At 74.1% G+C, this 15,903-nt stretch carries 13 protein-coding genes; 8 read left to right on the plus strand and 5 right to left on the minus strand.

What is annotated here, in order from left to right:
• Positions 1–39: 39 nt before the first annotated feature.
• On the plus strand, positions 40–1,557 hold the full coding sequence (gene miaB / locus J5Y05_RS00205) for a tRNA (N6-isopentenyl adenosine(37)-C2)-methylthiotransferase MiaB (protein ID WP_210867667.1): 1,518 nt from the start codon (positions 40–42) through the stop codon (positions 1,555–1,557).
• Positions 1,558–1,655: 98 nt separating this feature from the next.
• Positions 1,656–2,369, plus strand: a complete 714-nt coding sequence (locus J5Y05_RS00210; protein ID WP_210867668.1) for a class III extradiol dioxygenase subunit B-like domain-containing protein — start codon at positions 1,656–1,658, stop codon at positions 2,367–2,369.
• Between the two features lie 115 nt (positions 2,370–2,484).
• On the opposite strand, the gene J5Y05_RS00215 is transcribed toward J5Y05_RS00210, so the two are convergent.
• Together J5Y05_RS00215 and J5Y05_RS00220 are read right to left on the minus strand one after the other, a co-directional pair.
• Positions 2,485–2,766 (minus strand): antitoxin, encoded by a 282-nt coding sequence (locus J5Y05_RS00215; RefSeq protein ID WP_210867669.1) that lies wholly within the window; start codon positions 2,764–2,766, stop codon positions 2,485–2,487.
• A gap of 24 nt (positions 2,767–2,790) precedes the next feature.
• Positions 2,791–3,087: a hypothetical protein gene (locus J5Y05_RS00220; RefSeq protein ID WP_210867670.1), complete on the minus strand. Its 297-nt coding sequence runs from the start codon at positions 3,085–3,087 to the stop codon at positions 2,791–2,793.
• Between the two features lie 183 nt (positions 3,088–3,270).
• Between J5Y05_RS00220 and miaA the strand changes: the two genes are divergently transcribed.
• The 6 genes from miaA to hflX all read left to right on the plus strand — a co-directional run bounded on the left by miaA (position 3,271) and on the right by hflX (position 11,479).
• Positions 3,271–4,209 (plus strand): tRNA (adenosine(37)-N6)-dimethylallyltransferase MiaA, encoded by a 939-nt coding sequence (miaA, locus tag J5Y05_RS00225; protein WP_210867671.1) that lies wholly within the window; start codon positions 3,271–3,273, stop codon positions 4,207–4,209.
• Between the two features lie 106 nt (positions 4,210–4,315).
• Positions 4,316–4,816 (plus strand): hypothetical protein, encoded by a 501-nt coding sequence (locus tag J5Y05_RS00230; RefSeq protein ID WP_210869569.1) that lies wholly within the window; start codon positions 4,316–4,318, stop codon positions 4,814–4,816.
• A gap of 86 nt (positions 4,817–4,902) precedes the next feature.
• Positions 4,903–5,772, plus strand: a complete 870-nt coding sequence (gene dapF / locus J5Y05_RS00235) for a diaminopimelate epimerase (protein WP_210867672.1) — start codon at positions 4,903–4,905, stop codon at positions 5,770–5,772.
• 264 nt (positions 5,773–6,036) lie between these two features.
• Positions 6,037–8,208, plus strand: coding sequence for a RelA/SpoT family protein (locus J5Y05_RS00240; RefSeq protein ID WP_210869571.1), 2,172 nt, complete (start codon positions 6,037–6,039; stop codon positions 8,206–8,208).
• A 113-nt stretch (positions 8,209–8,321) separates the two neighbouring features.
• Positions 8,322–9,854, plus strand: a complete 1,533-nt coding sequence (locus J5Y05_RS00245; RefSeq protein ID WP_210867673.1) for a M1 family metallopeptidase — start codon at positions 8,322–8,324, stop codon at positions 9,852–9,854.
• Positions 9,855–9,985: 131 nt separating this feature from the next.
• Complete coding sequence (gene hflX, locus J5Y05_RS00250) at positions 9,986–11,479, plus strand: GTPase HflX (RefSeq protein ID WP_210867674.1); 1,494 nt, start codon at positions 9,986–9,988, stop codon at positions 11,477–11,479.
• A 103-nt stretch (positions 11,480–11,582) separates the two neighbouring features.
• Here hflX and J5Y05_RS00255 read toward each other — a convergent pair whose 3' ends face one another.
• The 3 genes from J5Y05_RS00255 to J5Y05_RS00265 form a co-directional block, all read right to left on the minus strand.
• Positions 11,583–12,779, minus strand: coding sequence for a trypsin-like serine peptidase (locus J5Y05_RS00255; RefSeq protein ID WP_210867675.1), 1,197 nt, complete (start codon positions 12,777–12,779; stop codon positions 11,583–11,585).
• Positions 12,780–12,883: 104 nt separating this feature from the next.
• Positions 12,884–14,116 (minus strand): trypsin-like serine peptidase, encoded by a 1,233-nt coding sequence (locus J5Y05_RS00260; RefSeq protein ID WP_210867676.1) that lies wholly within the window; start codon positions 14,114–14,116, stop codon positions 12,884–12,886.
• Positions 14,117–14,355: 239 nt separating this feature from the next.
• A complete protein-coding gene (locus tag J5Y05_RS00265; protein ID WP_247613976.1) occupies positions 14,356–15,849 on the minus strand; it encodes an MFS transporter in 1,494 nt (497 codons plus the stop codon).
• Positions 15,850–15,903: the final 54 nt, after the last annotated feature.

The raw sequence follows: 15,903 nt of genomic DNA on the forward strand, positions 1-15,903 counted from the left end.
GGCCGGGGCCATCCCCGCGGACCGCCTACTCTTGTCGTCATGAGCAGCATCGACCGGAGCCAGTCAGTGGGCGGCACACGCACGTACGAGGTACGCACCTACGGGTGCCAGATGAACGTCCACGACTCCGAGCGATTGTCCGGCCTGCTGGAGGACGCGGGGTACGTGCGCGCCCCCGAGGGCTCCGACGGCGACGCGGACGTCGTCGTCTTCAACACCTGCGCCGTCCGGGAGAACGCGGACAACAAGCTGTACGGCAACCTCGGCCACCTCGCCCCCCACAAGGCCCGCCGCCCCGGCATGCAGATCGCGGTCGGCGGCTGCCTGGCGCAGAAGGACCGCGACACCATCGTGAAGCGGGCCCCCTGGGTCGACGTCGTCTTCGGCACGCACAACATCGGCAAGCTGCCCGTCCTGCTGGAGCGCGCCCGCGTCCAGGAGGAGGCACAGGTCGAGATCGCCGAATCGCTGGAGGCGTTCCCGTCCACGCTGCCCACCCGGCGCGAGAGCGCCTACGCGGCCTGGGTCTCCATCTCCGTCGGCTGCAACAACACCTGTACCTTCTGCATTGTCCCGGCGCTGCGCGGCAAGGAGAAGGACCGCCGTCCCGGCGACATCCTCGCCGAGGTCGAGGCCCTGGTCGCCGAGGGCGTCACCGAGATCACCCTGCTCGGGCAGAACGTCAACGCGTACGGCTCCGACATCGGCGACCGCGAGGCGTTCGGCAAGCTGCTGCGGGCCTGCGGGCGGATCGAGGGCCTGGAGCGCGTCCGCTTCACCTCCCCGCACCCGCGCGACTTCACCGACGACGTCATCGCCGCCATGGCCGAGACGGAGAACGTGATGCCGCAGTTGCACATGCCGCTCCAGTCCGGGTCCGACCCGGTGCTGAAGGCGATGCGCCGCTCGTACCGGCAGGAGCGCTACCTCGGCATCATCGAGCGGGTGCGTGCCGCGATCCCGCACGCGGCGATCACCACCGACATCATCGTGGGCTTCCCCGGGGAGACCGAGGAGGACTTCGAGCAGACCCTGCACGTGGTCCGCGAGGCCCGGTTCGCGCAGGCGTTCACCTTCCAGTACAGCAAGCGGCCCGGCACCCCGGCGGCCGAGATGGACGGCCAGATCCCCAAGGCCGTCGTCCAGGAGCGGTACGAGCGGCTGGTCGCCCTCCAGGAGGAGATCTCCTGGGAGGAGAACAGGAAGCAGGTCGGCCGCACCCTCGACCTGATGGTCGCCGAGGGCGAGGGCCGCAAGGACGACGCCACCCGCCGCCTGTCCGGCCGCGCCCCCGACAACCGGCTGGTCCACTTCGACAGGCCCGAGCAGGAGGTCCGCCCCGGCGACGTGGTCACCGTGCGGATCACCTACGCTGCCCCGCACCACCTCCTCGCCGAGGGCCCGGTGCTGGGGGTGCGCCGCACCCGCGCGGGCGACGCCTGGGAGAAGCGGACCACGGCGGGAGCGGCCAAGCCCGCCGGGGTGATGCTGGGCCTGCCCACGATCGGCGTGCCCGAGCCCCAGCCGGTCGCGGCGAGCGGCTGCGGCCTCGGCTGAGGCCGGGCGGGCCGGCTGAGCGGCGGGCGGCCGGTGCGCGCGGCCCGCTGGAGGGAGCCCCCCGGCCGTTTCCGCGACGCCGGGGTTACGCTCCGGTCATGCTTGTCGCCGCCGCCGTCTGCCCCTGCCCGCCCCTCCTCGTCCCCGAGGTCGCCGCGGGCGCCGCACCCGAGCTGGACGCCGCGCGCACCGCGTGCGTGGACGCGCTGGGCGTGCCCGCCGCCGCCCGGCCCGACCTCCTCGTCGTCGTCGGCCCGGCACCCGGCGCCGGGTCCGGGACGCACCCCGCGGGCACCCGGGGCTCCTTCCGGGGCTTCGGCGTGGACACGCGGGTGCGCCTCGGAGCGGAGGGCGCGGGCGACGCCGGACGGGAGCTGCCGTACGGGCTCGCCGTGGGCGCCTGGCTCCTGGAGCGCACCGGGTGGGCCGGTGCCCCGGTCGAGGGCATCGGGATCGGCGAGGACGCGCCGCCCGGGACCTGCGCGCGGATCGGGCGGGAACTGGCCGCGCGGGCGGGCCGGGTGGCCCTGCTGGTGCTCGGCGACGGCAGTGCCCGCCGCACCCTCAAGGCGCCCGGGTACCTCGACGAGCGGGCGGTGCCCTTCGACGCGGAGGTCACGCGCGCGCTCGGCGCCGCGGACGGGCCCGCGCTGGCGGCGCTGGACGCGGGGCTCGCCCGCGAGCTGATGGTCTCCGGCCGCGCCCCCTGGCAGGTCCTCGCGGGCGCCGCCGAGGCGAGTGACCTCACCGGGGCGCTGCTGTACGAGGACGCGCCCTACGGGGTCGGCTACACGGTGGCCACCTGGTCCTGACACCGGGCCCGCCGGGCCGGAGCCGGCCCGCCGAAGCCCCGCCGCACCCGAGGGCACGGCTCAGGGGTGACCGGCACGGGATCGTGCCGGTCACCCCCTTCGGGCGCGGCTTCGGTCAGGAAGCGGGCGGCGGCGCGGACGGCGGCGTACCGCCCGGCGCGTTCCCGCCGCCTTCCTTCCCCTCGTCCTCCTTGTGCGCGAGGCGTTCCATGGCGTCCTTGGCCTTGCCCCGGCCGGTCTGGATGCGGTCGCTGTACTTGCCCTTGGTCCGCTCGTCGACCGTTTTCGCCATCTTGTCGAGACCTCGGTCGATCTTGTCCCCGTGCTGCTGCGCGAGGTCCGAGACCTTGCCCTTGGCCGGTTCGAGTCTGGCCTTCAAGTTGTCCATGAGACCCATGGTTCGCCTTCCCTCGCGGAGCGGTCAGGTACGGGCGCTCTTGTCGGCCGCCTCGGTGGCGGCGTCCCCGGCGGACTGCTGCTTGGGGATCTCGACGCTCTCCGAGCCGGCGTCCGCGGTGGATCGCGCCGCCCGCTCCGCCGTCTCACCGGTCCCGGCGTCCGCCGGGTCCGTCGTCGTCGCGGTCCCCTCCGCCACGGACTCCACCGTCACGGACTCCGCCGCCGTGGGGTCCGCCGCCGGGGTGTCGGCCCGCGTCTCGCCGGCCGACGCCTCCTCCGTGGTCGTCGACCTCCGAAAAAGCCGCGCAAAAACGCCCATGTCAACTCCATACGTTACTCGTGCGAGCGATGTCCCGCGGTGTCCGGTACGTCCGTCCGTGTGGACGAGGGCGGGCGGTCCGGCGATCCGGGGGCTGGAACCTCGCAACGGGCAACGACCCCGGAAACCCGCCGTCACGTAACTCATTCGAGTCCACGCTCGGAGGTTTGGGAGACTGGGGCGGTGAGCACCGCACCTTCCGCCCCCCGTGTCATCGCCGTCGTCGGGCCCACCGCGGCCGGTAAGTCCGATCTGGGCGTCTTCCTCGCCCAGCGGCTGGGCGGTGAGGTCGTCAACGCCGACTCCATGCAGCTCTACCGGGGGATGGACATCGGCACCGCCAAGCTGACGCCCGAGGAGCGCGGCGGCGTCCCCCATCACCTGCTCGACATCTGGGACGTGACCGTCACCGCCTCCGTCGCCGAGTACCAGCGGATGGCGCGGCGGCGGATCGACGCGCTGCTCGCCGAGGGCCGCTGGCCGGTCCTGGTCGGCGGCTCCGGCCTCTATGTCCGCGGGGCCGTGGACAACCTGGAGTTCCCCGGCACCGACCCCGCCGTGCGGGCCCGCCTGGAGGAGGAACTGGAGCTGCGCGGCTCGGGGGCGCTGCACGCCCGGCTCGCCGCCGCCGACCCGGACGCCGCGCGGGCGATCCTGCCGGGCAACGGGCGCCGCATCGTCCGGGCCCTGGAGGTGATCGAGATCACCGGCAAGCCCTTCACCGCCAACCTCCCCGGCCACGACTCCTTCTACGACACCGTGCAGATCGGCGTCGACGTGGCCCGCCCCGAACTGGACGAGCGCATCGCGCGCCGCGTCGACCGGATGTGGGAGGCGGGGCTCGTCGAGGAGGTGAGCGCACTCCAGGCGCAGGGGTTGCGCGAGGGGCGTACGGCGTCGCGCGCGCTGGGCTACCAGCAGGTGCTCGCGGCACTGGCCGGCGCGTGCACGATGGACGAGGCACGGGCCGAGACCGTCCGTGCGACCAAACGCTTCGCGCGCCGTCAGGATTCGTGGTTCAGGCGCGACCCGCGGGTGCATTGGTTGAGTGGGGCGGTCGCCGACCGGGCGGAACTTCCGGGCCTGGCCCTGTCGTTGGTCGAACGACCGGTTACAGCCTGATCACGTGATGGCATCGGGACGCTCCGGCCGTCATCGCGGCCTTCGACACCGTGCCATCATCGAGCTTCGATCGACCAGTGATTCCTAGTGGGGAGGGCGCGTGGCGATGGAGGCCGGCCCTCACAACACCGCTCCGGGCACCGGGCACGGCACCGCCGACCGCGGCGGGTCTGAGCCGCCCGGGGGGCGTCTGAGCCCCGACGGACCCGACGAGACGCCGGACGGCGTGGCCGCCGACGGCCCCGGGCCCGACGCGATGTACGGGGACGAGGTCGAGGTCGAGCTGCGCCCCCAGCGGCGGCTGCGGATCTGGCAGCTCGCCCCCATCGTGGGACTGGCGGCGCTCGGCTCGCTGATGTTCGCCTTCCCGCTCGCCTTCGACTTCGGCGACAGCGGTGCCGTGATCGCCATGCTCGGGCTGCTGATCTGCTCGTGCGCGGCCGGCTGGGGCATGATGGCCGCCCTGCGGGTCGGCCACACCTGGCCGGGGCTGCCCCAGCGGGGCTCGGGCCGCCGCGCCGACTGGCGGGTGATCCTCGCGTACACGCTGACGGTGGGCGCGGTCGTCGTCCTCGCCGTGTGGCGGGTGGCCCGCCTGCGCGGCTGACGCGCTCCCGCCGCTTCCGGGGCCGGTCCGCCGGGTCCGTCCACAGCCCCGCGCGGGGTGTCGCACCCACCCCGTACGATCGAGGAATGAGCACGCGGATCGCCTTCCTCAAGGGCCACGGCACCGAGAACGACTTCGTGATCGTGCCGGACCCGGACAACGCCCTGGACCTGCCCGCCGCCACGGTCGCCGCCCTGTGCGACCGCCGCGCGGGTCTCGGGGGCGACGGAGTGCTGCACGTGGTGCGCTCCGCGGCCCACCCCGAGGCCCGGGAGATGGCCGCCGAGGCGGAGTGGTTCATGGACTACCGCAACAGCGACGGCTCGATCGCCGAGATGTGCGGCAACGGGGTCCGCGTCTTCGCCCGCTACCTCCAGCACGCCGGACTTGTGACCGAGGGCGACCTCACCGTGGCCACCCGTGGCGGGGTGAAGCGGGTGCACCTCGCCAAGGACGGCGACATCACCGTCGGCATGGGCCGCGCCCTGCTGCCCGAGGGCGAGGTCGAGGTGAGCGTCGGCGAGCGCACCTGGCCCGCCCGCCACGTCGACATGGGCAATCCGCACGCCGTCGCCTTCGTGGCCGACCTCGACCACGCCGGAGACCTGCTCTCCCCGCCGCCCTTCCGCCCGGCAGCCGCCTACCCGCACGGGGTCAACGTCGAGTTCGTGGCCGACCGGGGCCCGCGGCACGTGGCGATGCGCGTCCACGAGCGCGGCTCGGGGGAGACCCGCTCGTGCGGCACCGGCGCCTGCGCCGTCGCCGTCGCCGCCGCCCGCCGGGACGGGGCCGACCCCGCGCTCACCGGCCTCCCGGCGACGTACACCGTCGAGGTGCCCGGCGGCACCCTGGTGATCACCGAGCGGCCCGACGGCGAGATCGAGATGACCGGCCCCGCCGTGATCGTGGCCGAGGGCGAGCTGGACCCGGAGTGGCTGGAGGGGGTGGGCGACTGACCCGGAACCGGGCGGATACCGCCCCCTGACCCCCACACGCCCCACCCGGCCCGGAACCGGACTCATACACTCCGGGAGGAAACGTCAAGCACCTCACCTTCGCTCGAATGGGTGATCCGTTTCACGCTCGGCGAGAGGCGGTCTGCCGCACGTGGTGGGCTCGATAGCATCAAGCACCGGTCCGGACGGGGGACCGACGCCATCCCCTGAGCCGTGTCCGCCCTGGGATTCCCCGTCCACCGGTCCGTGCAGCCGGAGGTGCCCATGAACGCGGAGGCCGCGAAACCCGCGACCCCAGGCCCAGCGATGCCCACGACGGCCGGCGGCGTCACCCCGGCCGCCTCCCGCCGCAAGGCCCGCCCCCGCATCGACCTGCGCCGCCTGGGCCGCGCCGCACTGCTCGGCTCCGCCACCCGCGGCCGGCTGCCCGCCGCCATCGGCCACGTCGTCGAGGCGCACCGCGCCCACCACCCCGACGCCGACGTCGAACCGCTGCGCCACGCCTACCTGCTGGCCGAGTCCTCGCACCGCGGCCAGATGCGCAAGAGCGGCGAGCCGTACATCACCCACCCCCTCGCCGTCACCCTCATCCTCGCCGAACTCGGCGCGGAGACCACGACGCTCACCGCCTCCCTCCTCCACGACACCGTCGAGGACACCGAGGTGACGCTCGACCAGGTGGGCAAGGAGTTCGGCGCCGAGGTCCGGTACCTCGTCGACGGCGTCACCAAACTGGAGAAGGTCGACTACGGCGCCGCCGCCGAGCCCGAGACCTTCCGCAAGATGCTCCTCGCCACCGGCAACGACGTCCGCGTGATGTCGATCAAACTCGCCGACCGGCTGCACAACATGCGCACCCTCGGCGTCATGCGCCGCGAGAAGCAGGAACGCATCGCCAGGGTGACCCGGGACGTGCTCATCCCCCTCGCCGAACGGCTCGGCGTCCAGGCGCTCAAGTCCGAACTGGAGGACCTGGTCTTCGCGGTCCTGCACCCCGAGGAGTACGCGCGCACCCGGGAGTTGGTCGACGAGAACGGCGCCCGTCCCGAGGACCCCCTCGCCACCGCCGCCGACGAGGTGCGCACGGTGCTGCGCGAGGCCGACATCAGCGCCGAAGTCCTCATCCGGCCCCGGCACTTCGTCTCCGTGCACCGCGTCTCCCGCAGCCGGGCCCCGCTCGGCGGCGCCGACTTCGGCCGGCTCCTCGTCCTCGTCCAGGAGGACGCCGACTGCTACGCGGTCCTCGGCGAGCTGCACACCTGCATGACGCCCGTCGTCTCGGAGTTCAAGGACTTCATCGCCGTCCCCAAGTTCAACCTGTACCAGTCGCTGCACACGGCCGTGACCCGGGCCGGCGACGGCCAGGTCGTCGAAGTCCTCATCCGCACCCACCAGATGCACAAGGTCGCCGAGGCCGGGGTCGTCGCCCTCGGCAACCCCTACGCCCCTCCCTCGGAGGAGCAGAGCGAGGACGGGGAGCGCGCCGACCCCACCCGGCCCGGCTGGCTCTCCCGGCTGCTCGACTGGCAGCGGGGCGCCCCCGACGCGGACACCTTCTGGTCCACCCTGCGCGAGGACCTCGCCCAGGACCGCGAGATCACCGTCTTCCGCCCCGACGGCGGCAGCCTCGGCCTCCCCGAGGGCGCGACCTGTGTCGACGCCGCCTACGCCCAGTACGGGGAGGACGCGCACGCGTGTATCGGCGCCCGTGTCAACGGGCGCCTCGCCAGGCTCAGCACCGTGCTCCGGGACGGCGACTCGGTCCAGCTCCTGATGGGCCAGGACCCGGCCTCCGAGCCCTCCGAGGAGTGGCTGGAGCACGCCCACACCCCCACCGCGCGCATCGCCATCCAACGCCGGCTCGCCGCCCGCCCGCAGCCCCCCGCCCCCGACCCGCAGCGCACCGGCACGGCCGCCCGGGACACCGCCGCCGAGGCGTCCGTCCCCCGCCCCCCGGCCGCCGGCCCCGCCCCGCGGCCCGCCCCCGACGACGTGATCGCCGACCTCCCCGGCGCCACCGTACGGCTGGCCGGCTGCTGCACCCCCGTACCGCCCGACGAGGTGACCGGCTTCGCCGTCCGCGGGGGAGTCGTCACCGTGCACCGCGTCGGCTGCGGCGCGGTCGCCCGCATGCGCGGCACCGGACGCACGGAGGTCGGCGTGCACTGGGGCGAGACCGCCGGATGCCGGGTCACGCTGCTCGCCGAATCGTTCGGCCGCCCCCACCTGCTCGCCGACCTCACCGAGGCCATGGCCCAGGAGGGCGCCCAGATCGTCTCCGCGACCGTCGAGCCGCCCGACCGGCAGCGGGTGCGGCACACGTACACCGTGCTGCTCCCGGACGCGGCCCGCCTGCCCGTCCTGATGCGCGCGATGCGCAATGTGGCCGGCGTGTACGACGTGAGCCGCGCCCAGCCCCAGACGACGGGGGTCTGACGGGGCCGGACGGCCGGAGAGGCTGACGGCGGCGGGGCGGGTCCGGTACCCGTTCGGGTGCCCCGGGCGCGCGCCGTCGCCGTGGCGCGCGCCCGCGCTGATAGCCGTGGGGGATGCCGCACACCCCCCGCCCCGCCGCCCCCCGCCGCGCCCGCCGCCGGCTCCGGGCGGTCGCGCTGCTCGCCCCGGCCGTCACCGTCTGCCTGGTCGCCGCCGACACCCCGCCGGTCCCGCTCGGCATCGGCGACCCCCTCTTCCCGCACCTGGGGAACCCCGGCTACGACGTGATGGCCTACGACCTCTCCTTCACCTACTCCGGCAAGAACACCGAGCCGCTCAAGGCCGTCACCGTCATCGACGCCCGCACCACGGCCGACCTGGACCGGATCAACCTCGACTTCGCCCACGGCACGGTCGGCTCCGTCGAGGTCGACGGCGAACCGGCGCGCTTCGCCACGGCCGGCGAAGACCTCGTGATCACGCCGGAGAAGTCCCTGGAGAAGGGCGACCGGACACGGATCACCGTGCGCCACACCAGCGACCCCGTCTCCCCCGAGGACCGCCAGGGCGGCTGGGTGCGCACCGCCGACGGGCTCGCCATGGCCAACCAGGCCGACGTCGCCCACCTGGTCTTCCCCTGCAACGACCACCCCTCGGACAAGGCCCGCTTCACCTTCCGCGTCACCGTCCCCGACGGGCTCACCGCCGTCGCCAACGGGCTGCCGGACGGCGTGCGGCGGGCCGGCACCTCGGCCACCTGGACCTACCGCTCCGCGCACCCGATGGCCACCGAACTCGCCCAGGTCTCCATCGGCCGCTCCACCGTGCTGCACCGCCCCGGCCCGCACGGACTGCCCGTCCGCGACGTCGTGCCCGAGGGCCAGGAAGCGGCCCTGGAACCCTGGCTGGCGAAGACCCCCGGGCAGATCGCCTGGATGGAGGAGAAGGCCGGCCGCTACCCCTTCGAGACGTACGGCCTGCTCATGGCCGACGCCACCACCGGCTTCGAACTGGAGACCCAGACGCTCTCGCTCTTCGAGAAGGGACTCTTCACCGAGCCCGGCTACCCCGCCTGGTACGTCGAGTCGCTGATGGTGCACGAACTGGCCCACCAGTGGTTCGGCAACAGCGTCAGCCCCCGCTCCTGGTCCGACCTGTGGCTCAACGAAGGCCACGCCACCTGGTACGAGGCCCTGTGGAGCGAGGAGACCGCAGGCCGGCCCCTGGCCGACCGCATGAAGGCCGCCTACGGCGCCTCCGACCAGTGGCGCACCTCCGGCGGACCGCCCGGCGCCCCCAAGCCGCCGTCCACCGCCAACAAGATCGGCATCTTCCGCGCCAACGTCTACGACGGCGCCGCCCTCGTGCTCTACGCGCTGCGCCAGGAGATCGGCGGCCCCGCCTTCGAGCGCCTGGAGCGGAGCTGGACCTCCCGCCACCGGGACGGCAACGCCTCCACCGCCGACTTCGTCCGCCTCGCCTCCGAGACCGCCGGCCGCGATCTGACCGGCTTCCTCCACGCCTGGCTGTACGACGCGAAGACCCCGCCGATGCCCGGCCGGCCCGACTGGAAGCCCGCCTCCGCCGCGCAGGAGGCGACGGCCACGACCGACAAGGCGCTCGCCGCCCCGGTACCGGCCCGATAAGCCGGTGACGAGACGCCCCGTCCCGTGCGACCATCATCGGGACGGCGCGGTCCGGGCCCGGGAATCTCCCCGTGCGCCCAAGCGTTCCACCAGTGACGTCATCTCTCGTTTCCCAGCTACGTAAGGAACCAATGACCTCCTCTTCTTCTCCCTCCCAGGACACCAAGCGTCTCGCGCAGACCTACCCCGAGGGCCTTCGGGCCGATGCCCTGATGGAAGAGGACGTCGCCTGGAGCCCCGAGCTCGGCACGGAGTGGGACGGCGAGCAGTTCGACCGCTCCGACCGGGCGGCTCTGCGCCGGGTGGCGGGCCTCTCCACCGAGCTGGAGGACGTCACCGAGGTCGAGTACCGGCAGCTCCGCCTGGAGCGGGTCGTCCTCGTCGGCGTCTGGACCTCGGGCTCGGCGCGGGACGCCGAGAACTCGCTCGCCGAGCTGGCCGCCCTCGCGGAGACCGCGGGCGCGATGGTGCTCGACGGCGTGATCCAGCGCCGGGACAAGCCCGACGCGGCCACCTACATCGGCTCCGGCAAGGCCCAGCAGCTCCGGGACGTGGTCCTGGAGAGCGGCGCCGACACCGTCGTCTGCGACGGCGAGCTGAGCCCCGGCCAGCTCATCCACCTGGAAGACGTCGTCAAGGTCAAGGTCATCGACCGTACGGCCCTGATCCTCGACATCTTCGCCCAGCACGCCACGTCCCGCGAGGGCAAGGCGCAGGTGGCGCTCGCGCAGATGCAGTACATGCTGCCGCGGCTGCGCGGCTGGGGTCAGTCGCTGTCCCGGCAGATGGGCGGCGGCTCGGGCGGCGGCCTCGCCACCCGCGGCCCCGGTGAGACCAAGATCGAGACCGACCGGCGGCGCATCCGCGAGAAGATGGCCAAGCTGCGCCGTGAGATCGCGGAGATGAAGACCGGCCGCGACATCAAGCGCCAGGAGCGCAAGCGCCACCGGGTGCCCTCCGTCGCCATCGCCGGTTACACCAACGCGGGCAAGTCCTCGCTGCTCAACCGGCTCACCGGCGCGGGCGTGCTGGTGGAGAACGCGCTGTTCGCCACCCTCGACCCGACCGTGCGCCGGGCGGAGACGCCGAGCGGCCGGCTCTACACCCTGGCGGACACCGTCGGATTCGTCCGGCACCTGCCGCACCACCTGGTCGAGGCGTTCCGCTCCACGATGGAGGAGGTCGGCGAGTCCGACTTGATCCTGCACGTGGTGGACGGCGCGCACCCGGCCCCGGAGGAGCAGCTCGCCGCCGTGCGCGAGGTGATCAGGGACGTCGGCGCCACCGACGTACCCGAGATCGTCGTGGTCAACAAGGCGGATCTGGCCGACCCCCTGGTGCTCCAGCGGCTGATGCGCGTGGAGAAGCACTCCATCGCGGTCTCCGCCCGCACCGGCGACGGCATCGAGGAACTGCTCGAACTGATCGACCGCGAACTGCCCCGGCCCTCGGTCGAGGTCGAGGCGCTGGTCCCGTACACGCGGGGCAGGCTCGTCGCGCGCGCCCACGACGAGGGCGAGGTGCTCTCCGAGGAGCACACCGCGGACGGCACGCTGATCAAGGCCCGCGTGCACGAGGAACTCGCGGCGGAACTCACGCCGTACGTTCCCGCCCCGGCGCTCTGACGCAACGCACGTACGCGAAGGCCCGCTCCCGCAGACGCCGCGGGGGCGGGCCTTTCCCCGTCCGTCCTCCGGTGTCCGACCGAGCCCGTCCGGGCCCGGACGGTCAGCCGTCGCCGTGCGCGCCGCTCATGCTCCGGTACATCTGCTCGGCCTCCGGACCCAGTCGGGGCCCGGCCAGCCACCCGGCCGTCACCGGGCCGATCGACGTGTTCGACACCAGCCGGGTCTCGCCGTCCACCACCCGGAACCAGCCGCCGCCGGAGGAACCGCCGGTCATGGTGCAGCCGATCCGGTACATCGTGGGCAGCGAGGGGCCCAGCGAGAGCCGGCCGGGCCGGTCCAGGCACTTGAACATCCGCAGCCCGTTGTAGGGCGGCGCCGCCGGATACCCCCAGGCACCCATCGCCGCGACCTGTGTCGCGCTCGGGGCGGAGAAGTCGATGTCCAGGGCGGCGCCGACCGTCTCCTCCAGGGACCTCGCGCCCTGTTCCGGCGTCACGTGCAGCACCGCGTAGTCGTGGGCGGCCCCGTCGCCGCCGGTGCTCGCGCCCCCCTCGATCCACTGGTTCGACGTGGACGCCCAGTCCGCCCACCAGGTGCCGTACGGCGCGATCCGGGCCGTCGTCGCCCCGGCGAGCCGCGCCTCGGAGGCGCCGAGGTCGTTGTACGAGGGGACGAAGGCGATGTTGCGGTACCAGCCGCCGCCCGCGCCCGCGTGCACGCAGTGGCCGGCCGTCCACACCAGGTTGGACCGGCCCGGACGGGCCGCGTCCTTGACCACCGTGCCCGAGCAGACCATCGAGCCCTCGGGGGAGTCGAAGAAGACCTTGCCGACCGGGGCCGCGTGGGCGTGGTACGGCGTCTTCTCCGGCTCGGCCTCCACGGGCGCCGGCTCCGGGTCGCTGACGCCCCGGTCGGCCCCGGTGTCCAGCGTGGTGACCCTCTTGTCGGCCTCCCGCGCCGACCGCATCCGCTCCGGACCCCACAGCCCCTCGATGACCGGGTTGACGTAGTCCTGCGCCTCGCGCAGCCAGTCCTCCCGGTCCCAGTCCTTCCAGCCGCCGTCCTTCCAGCGGTCGAGGTCGACGCCGTGCTCGCGCAGCCGGTCCGCGATCTCGCCCGGCAGCCCGCTCCCGGCGCCCGGCCGGGAGACACCGCCGCCCGCGCGGGCGTCCGCGCCGCCGTCCCCGGGGCCGCCGCACCCCGTCACGGTGAGCACCAGGGCGGCGACGAGCCCGCCCGCTGCCGTCGGCACGCGCCCGCGGCGCCGGGACCTGCCGTGGGTGGATGAGGAACGCATGGTGCGATGACCCCCCGTGGTGAGAGACGGATACGCGGACAGGAGAGGGGTGTCGGGCCGCCGGGCGGGGCCGCGTGCCCCACCGCCGCGGCCCGGCGTCCGGGTCAGCGGCCGGCGAACTTGCCGCTGACCGCGTCGTACACGCCCTTGGCCTCGTCGCCGAGGCGCGGACCGGCCAGCCAGCCGGCCGTCACCGGGCCGATGGAGGTGTTGGAGACCAGCGCGGGCTTTCCGTCGGAGCCGGCCGCGACCCAGCCGCCGCCGGAGGAACCGCCGGTCATGGTGCAGCCGATGCGGTACATGGTCGGGTCGGACGCGCTGAGCGACAGGCGGCCCGGCTTGTCCTGGCACTGGTGGAGCTTCTGGCCGTCGTAGGGCGGGGCCGCCGGGTAGCCGATCGCCGTGACGCTCTCCAGCCGGGGTGCGGCCGGGGCCGCGAAGTCCACCGGCAGCGCCGCGCCGACCGTCTCCTCCAGCGACTTGCCGTCGCCGCCCTTCTCCGGGGTCACGTGGATCACGGCGAAGTCGTACGCGGCGCCGTCGCCGCCCGTCGCACCGCCCTGCTCGATCCACTGCTCCGAGGTCTGCGCCCAGTCGCCCCACCAGAGGCCGTACGGGGCGACGTCCTTCTTGGCGGCGTTCTCCAGGTCGGCGCCGGAGCGCGCGGCGTCGTTGTACGAGGGGACGAAGGCGATGTTGCGGTACCAGCCGCCCTTCTTGCCCGCGTGCACGCAGTGGCCCGCCGTCCACACCAGGTTCGACTTGCCGGGGTGGGCCGGGTCCTGCACGACCGTCGCCGAGCAGACCATCGTGCCCTCGGGGGAGTCGAAGAAGACCTTGCCCGCCGTGGGGGCGCTCTCGTGGTACCTGGGCGGCACGGCGCGGGCCCGCACCGGCCGGGGCTCGGGGTCGGTCACGCCCTGGTCGTCGGTGAGGTCGTCCTCGTCCACCCCCTGGTCCGGCTCCTCCGCGTCCCGCATGCGGTCCGGGTCCCACAGGTCCTCGATGATGGGGTTGACGTAGTCCTGCGCCTCGCGCAGCCAGTCGTCCTTGTCCCAGTTCTTCCAGGCGCCGTTCTTCCAGGCGTCGAGGTCGATCCCGTGTTCCTTGAGCTTGTCCTTCAGATGCTCCGGGACGCGGATCTTGCCGCCGCCGGCGCCGTCGTCCGCGGCCGTGGAGGCGCTGCCGCCGCCGCCCGCCTCGGGATCGCCCGCGTCGCAGGCGGTGGCGGTGAGCACGAGCGTCGAGGCGAGGAGCACGGCGGCCGGCACGGGGGCGGGACCACGCCGCCGTCCCCGGCGCCCGCGGGTGGTGAAGGACGGCCGTATGGATCGCATGGTGGTGACTCCCCCTGTGGTGACGGAACCTGGCGCGGCCGTCGTGCCGGTCCGTGTGCTCCCGGGACGGGTTCACGCGGGCCGGCACGACGGCCTGGAACGGCACCACACACTATGCGGTCGCTGTGGAAGAGCGCCGACGGAACGGCAACGGTTCGGCCACAAGCACTCTGACCTGGCCGTCATCCGGACGGTCACGCAAGCTGACGTACCGTCACCGCCCGTGCGGTGCGCGGGGTTCAGCCGCCGGTGCCGGCCGCCGCGGGCTCCGCGTCCGCGTCCGCGCCCCCGGCCGGGTCCGGGGCCGGCCGGCGCGGCAGCAGGACGGCGGCGGCCAGCGCGGCGACGGCGATGAGCAGCCCGGAGACGAGGAACGCCCGCCCGTAACCGGCCGTCACGGCCGCCGCTCCGGCCGGGTCCTCGTGGTGGCGGGTGACGGTGCCCGCGACGGTGACCAGGACGGCCAGGCCGATGCTGCCGCCGCACTGCCGCGCGGAGTTGAGCAGCCCGGAGGCGAGCCCCGCCTCCTCCCGGGCCACGCCGGAGGTGCCCGCCGCGGTGTTCGGGACCATGCAGAGCCCGAGTCCCAGCGAGGCGACCAGCGAGGGTCCGAGGATGTCGCCGGTGAAGCTGCCGTGCGGACTCACCGCGCCGAACCAGCTCATCCCGGCCGCCGCCAGCACCAGCCCGACGACCAGCGGCGGCCGGGGCCCGACGCGGGCCATGATCCGCCCGGCGACGATGGTGCCGGTGACCACCCCGAGGCTGAACGGCACGAACGCCAGCCCCGTGCGGACCGGGCTGTACTCCACGACGCCCTGGAGGTAGAGGGAGGCGAAGTAGAACGCCCCGAACTGCCCGCAGGCGATGAGGAAGACGGTCAGGCACGCCACCGCGAGCGACCGGGACCGCAGGATGCCCAGCCGGACCAGCGGCGCCGCCGTCCGCCGCTCCACCGCCACGAACGCCCCGGCGAGCACCAGGCCGAGGGCCAGCCCGCCCAGTGTCTGCGGGGAACCCCAGGCGTAGGTGTCGGTGCGGACCACCGAGTACACCAGCACCACCATCGCCGCCGTGGCCAGCACCGCGCCCGCGATGTCCAGCCGCGGTCGCCGCCCCGGCCGCCGGGCCGGGACGCACGCCACGGCGAGCGGGATCGCGACGGCGGCGATCGGGACGTTCACGAAGAGGACCCACCGCCAGTCCAGGTACTCGGTGAGCACCCCGCCGAGCAGCACCCCCGCCGCGCCGCCCGCGCCGGCCACCGCGCCCCACACGGCCAGCGCCCGGTGCCGCGCGGGGCCCTCGGCGAACGTCGTCGTGATCACCGTCAGGCTCACCGGCAGCAGCAGGGCGCCGGAGACGCCCTGCGCGGCCCGCGCCGCGACCAGCTCCCACGGCTGCTGCGCGAGCCCGCCGAGCAGGGAGGTCACGCCGAACAGGGCCAGCCCCGCGACCGCCGCCCGGCGCTGCCCGATCACGTCGGCGAGTCGTCCGCCGAGCAGCAGCAGACCGCCGAAGGCGAGCGTGTACGCGTTGACCACCCACTGGAGGCCGGAGGCGGTGAACCCGAGGTCGGTCCGGATCGAGGGCAGCGCGACGTTCACCACCGAGACGTCCAGCACCACCATCAACTGGCACAGGCACACGACCGTGAGCACCAGCCCGGCCCGCGGCGGACTCCCCTCCGACCCGCCCGCGGTGCTCGCGCTGCGCTGCTCACCTGGTGACATGACGGCCTCCGAACTCTTGGACAGTGTCCAATTAGGTTAGCCTTACCTTGGTGG

The organism is Streptomyces tagetis (assembly GCF_018069565.1).
GTDB classification, from domain to species: Bacteria; Actinomycetota; Actinomycetes; order Streptomycetales; family Streptomycetaceae; genus Streptomyces; species Streptomyces tagetis.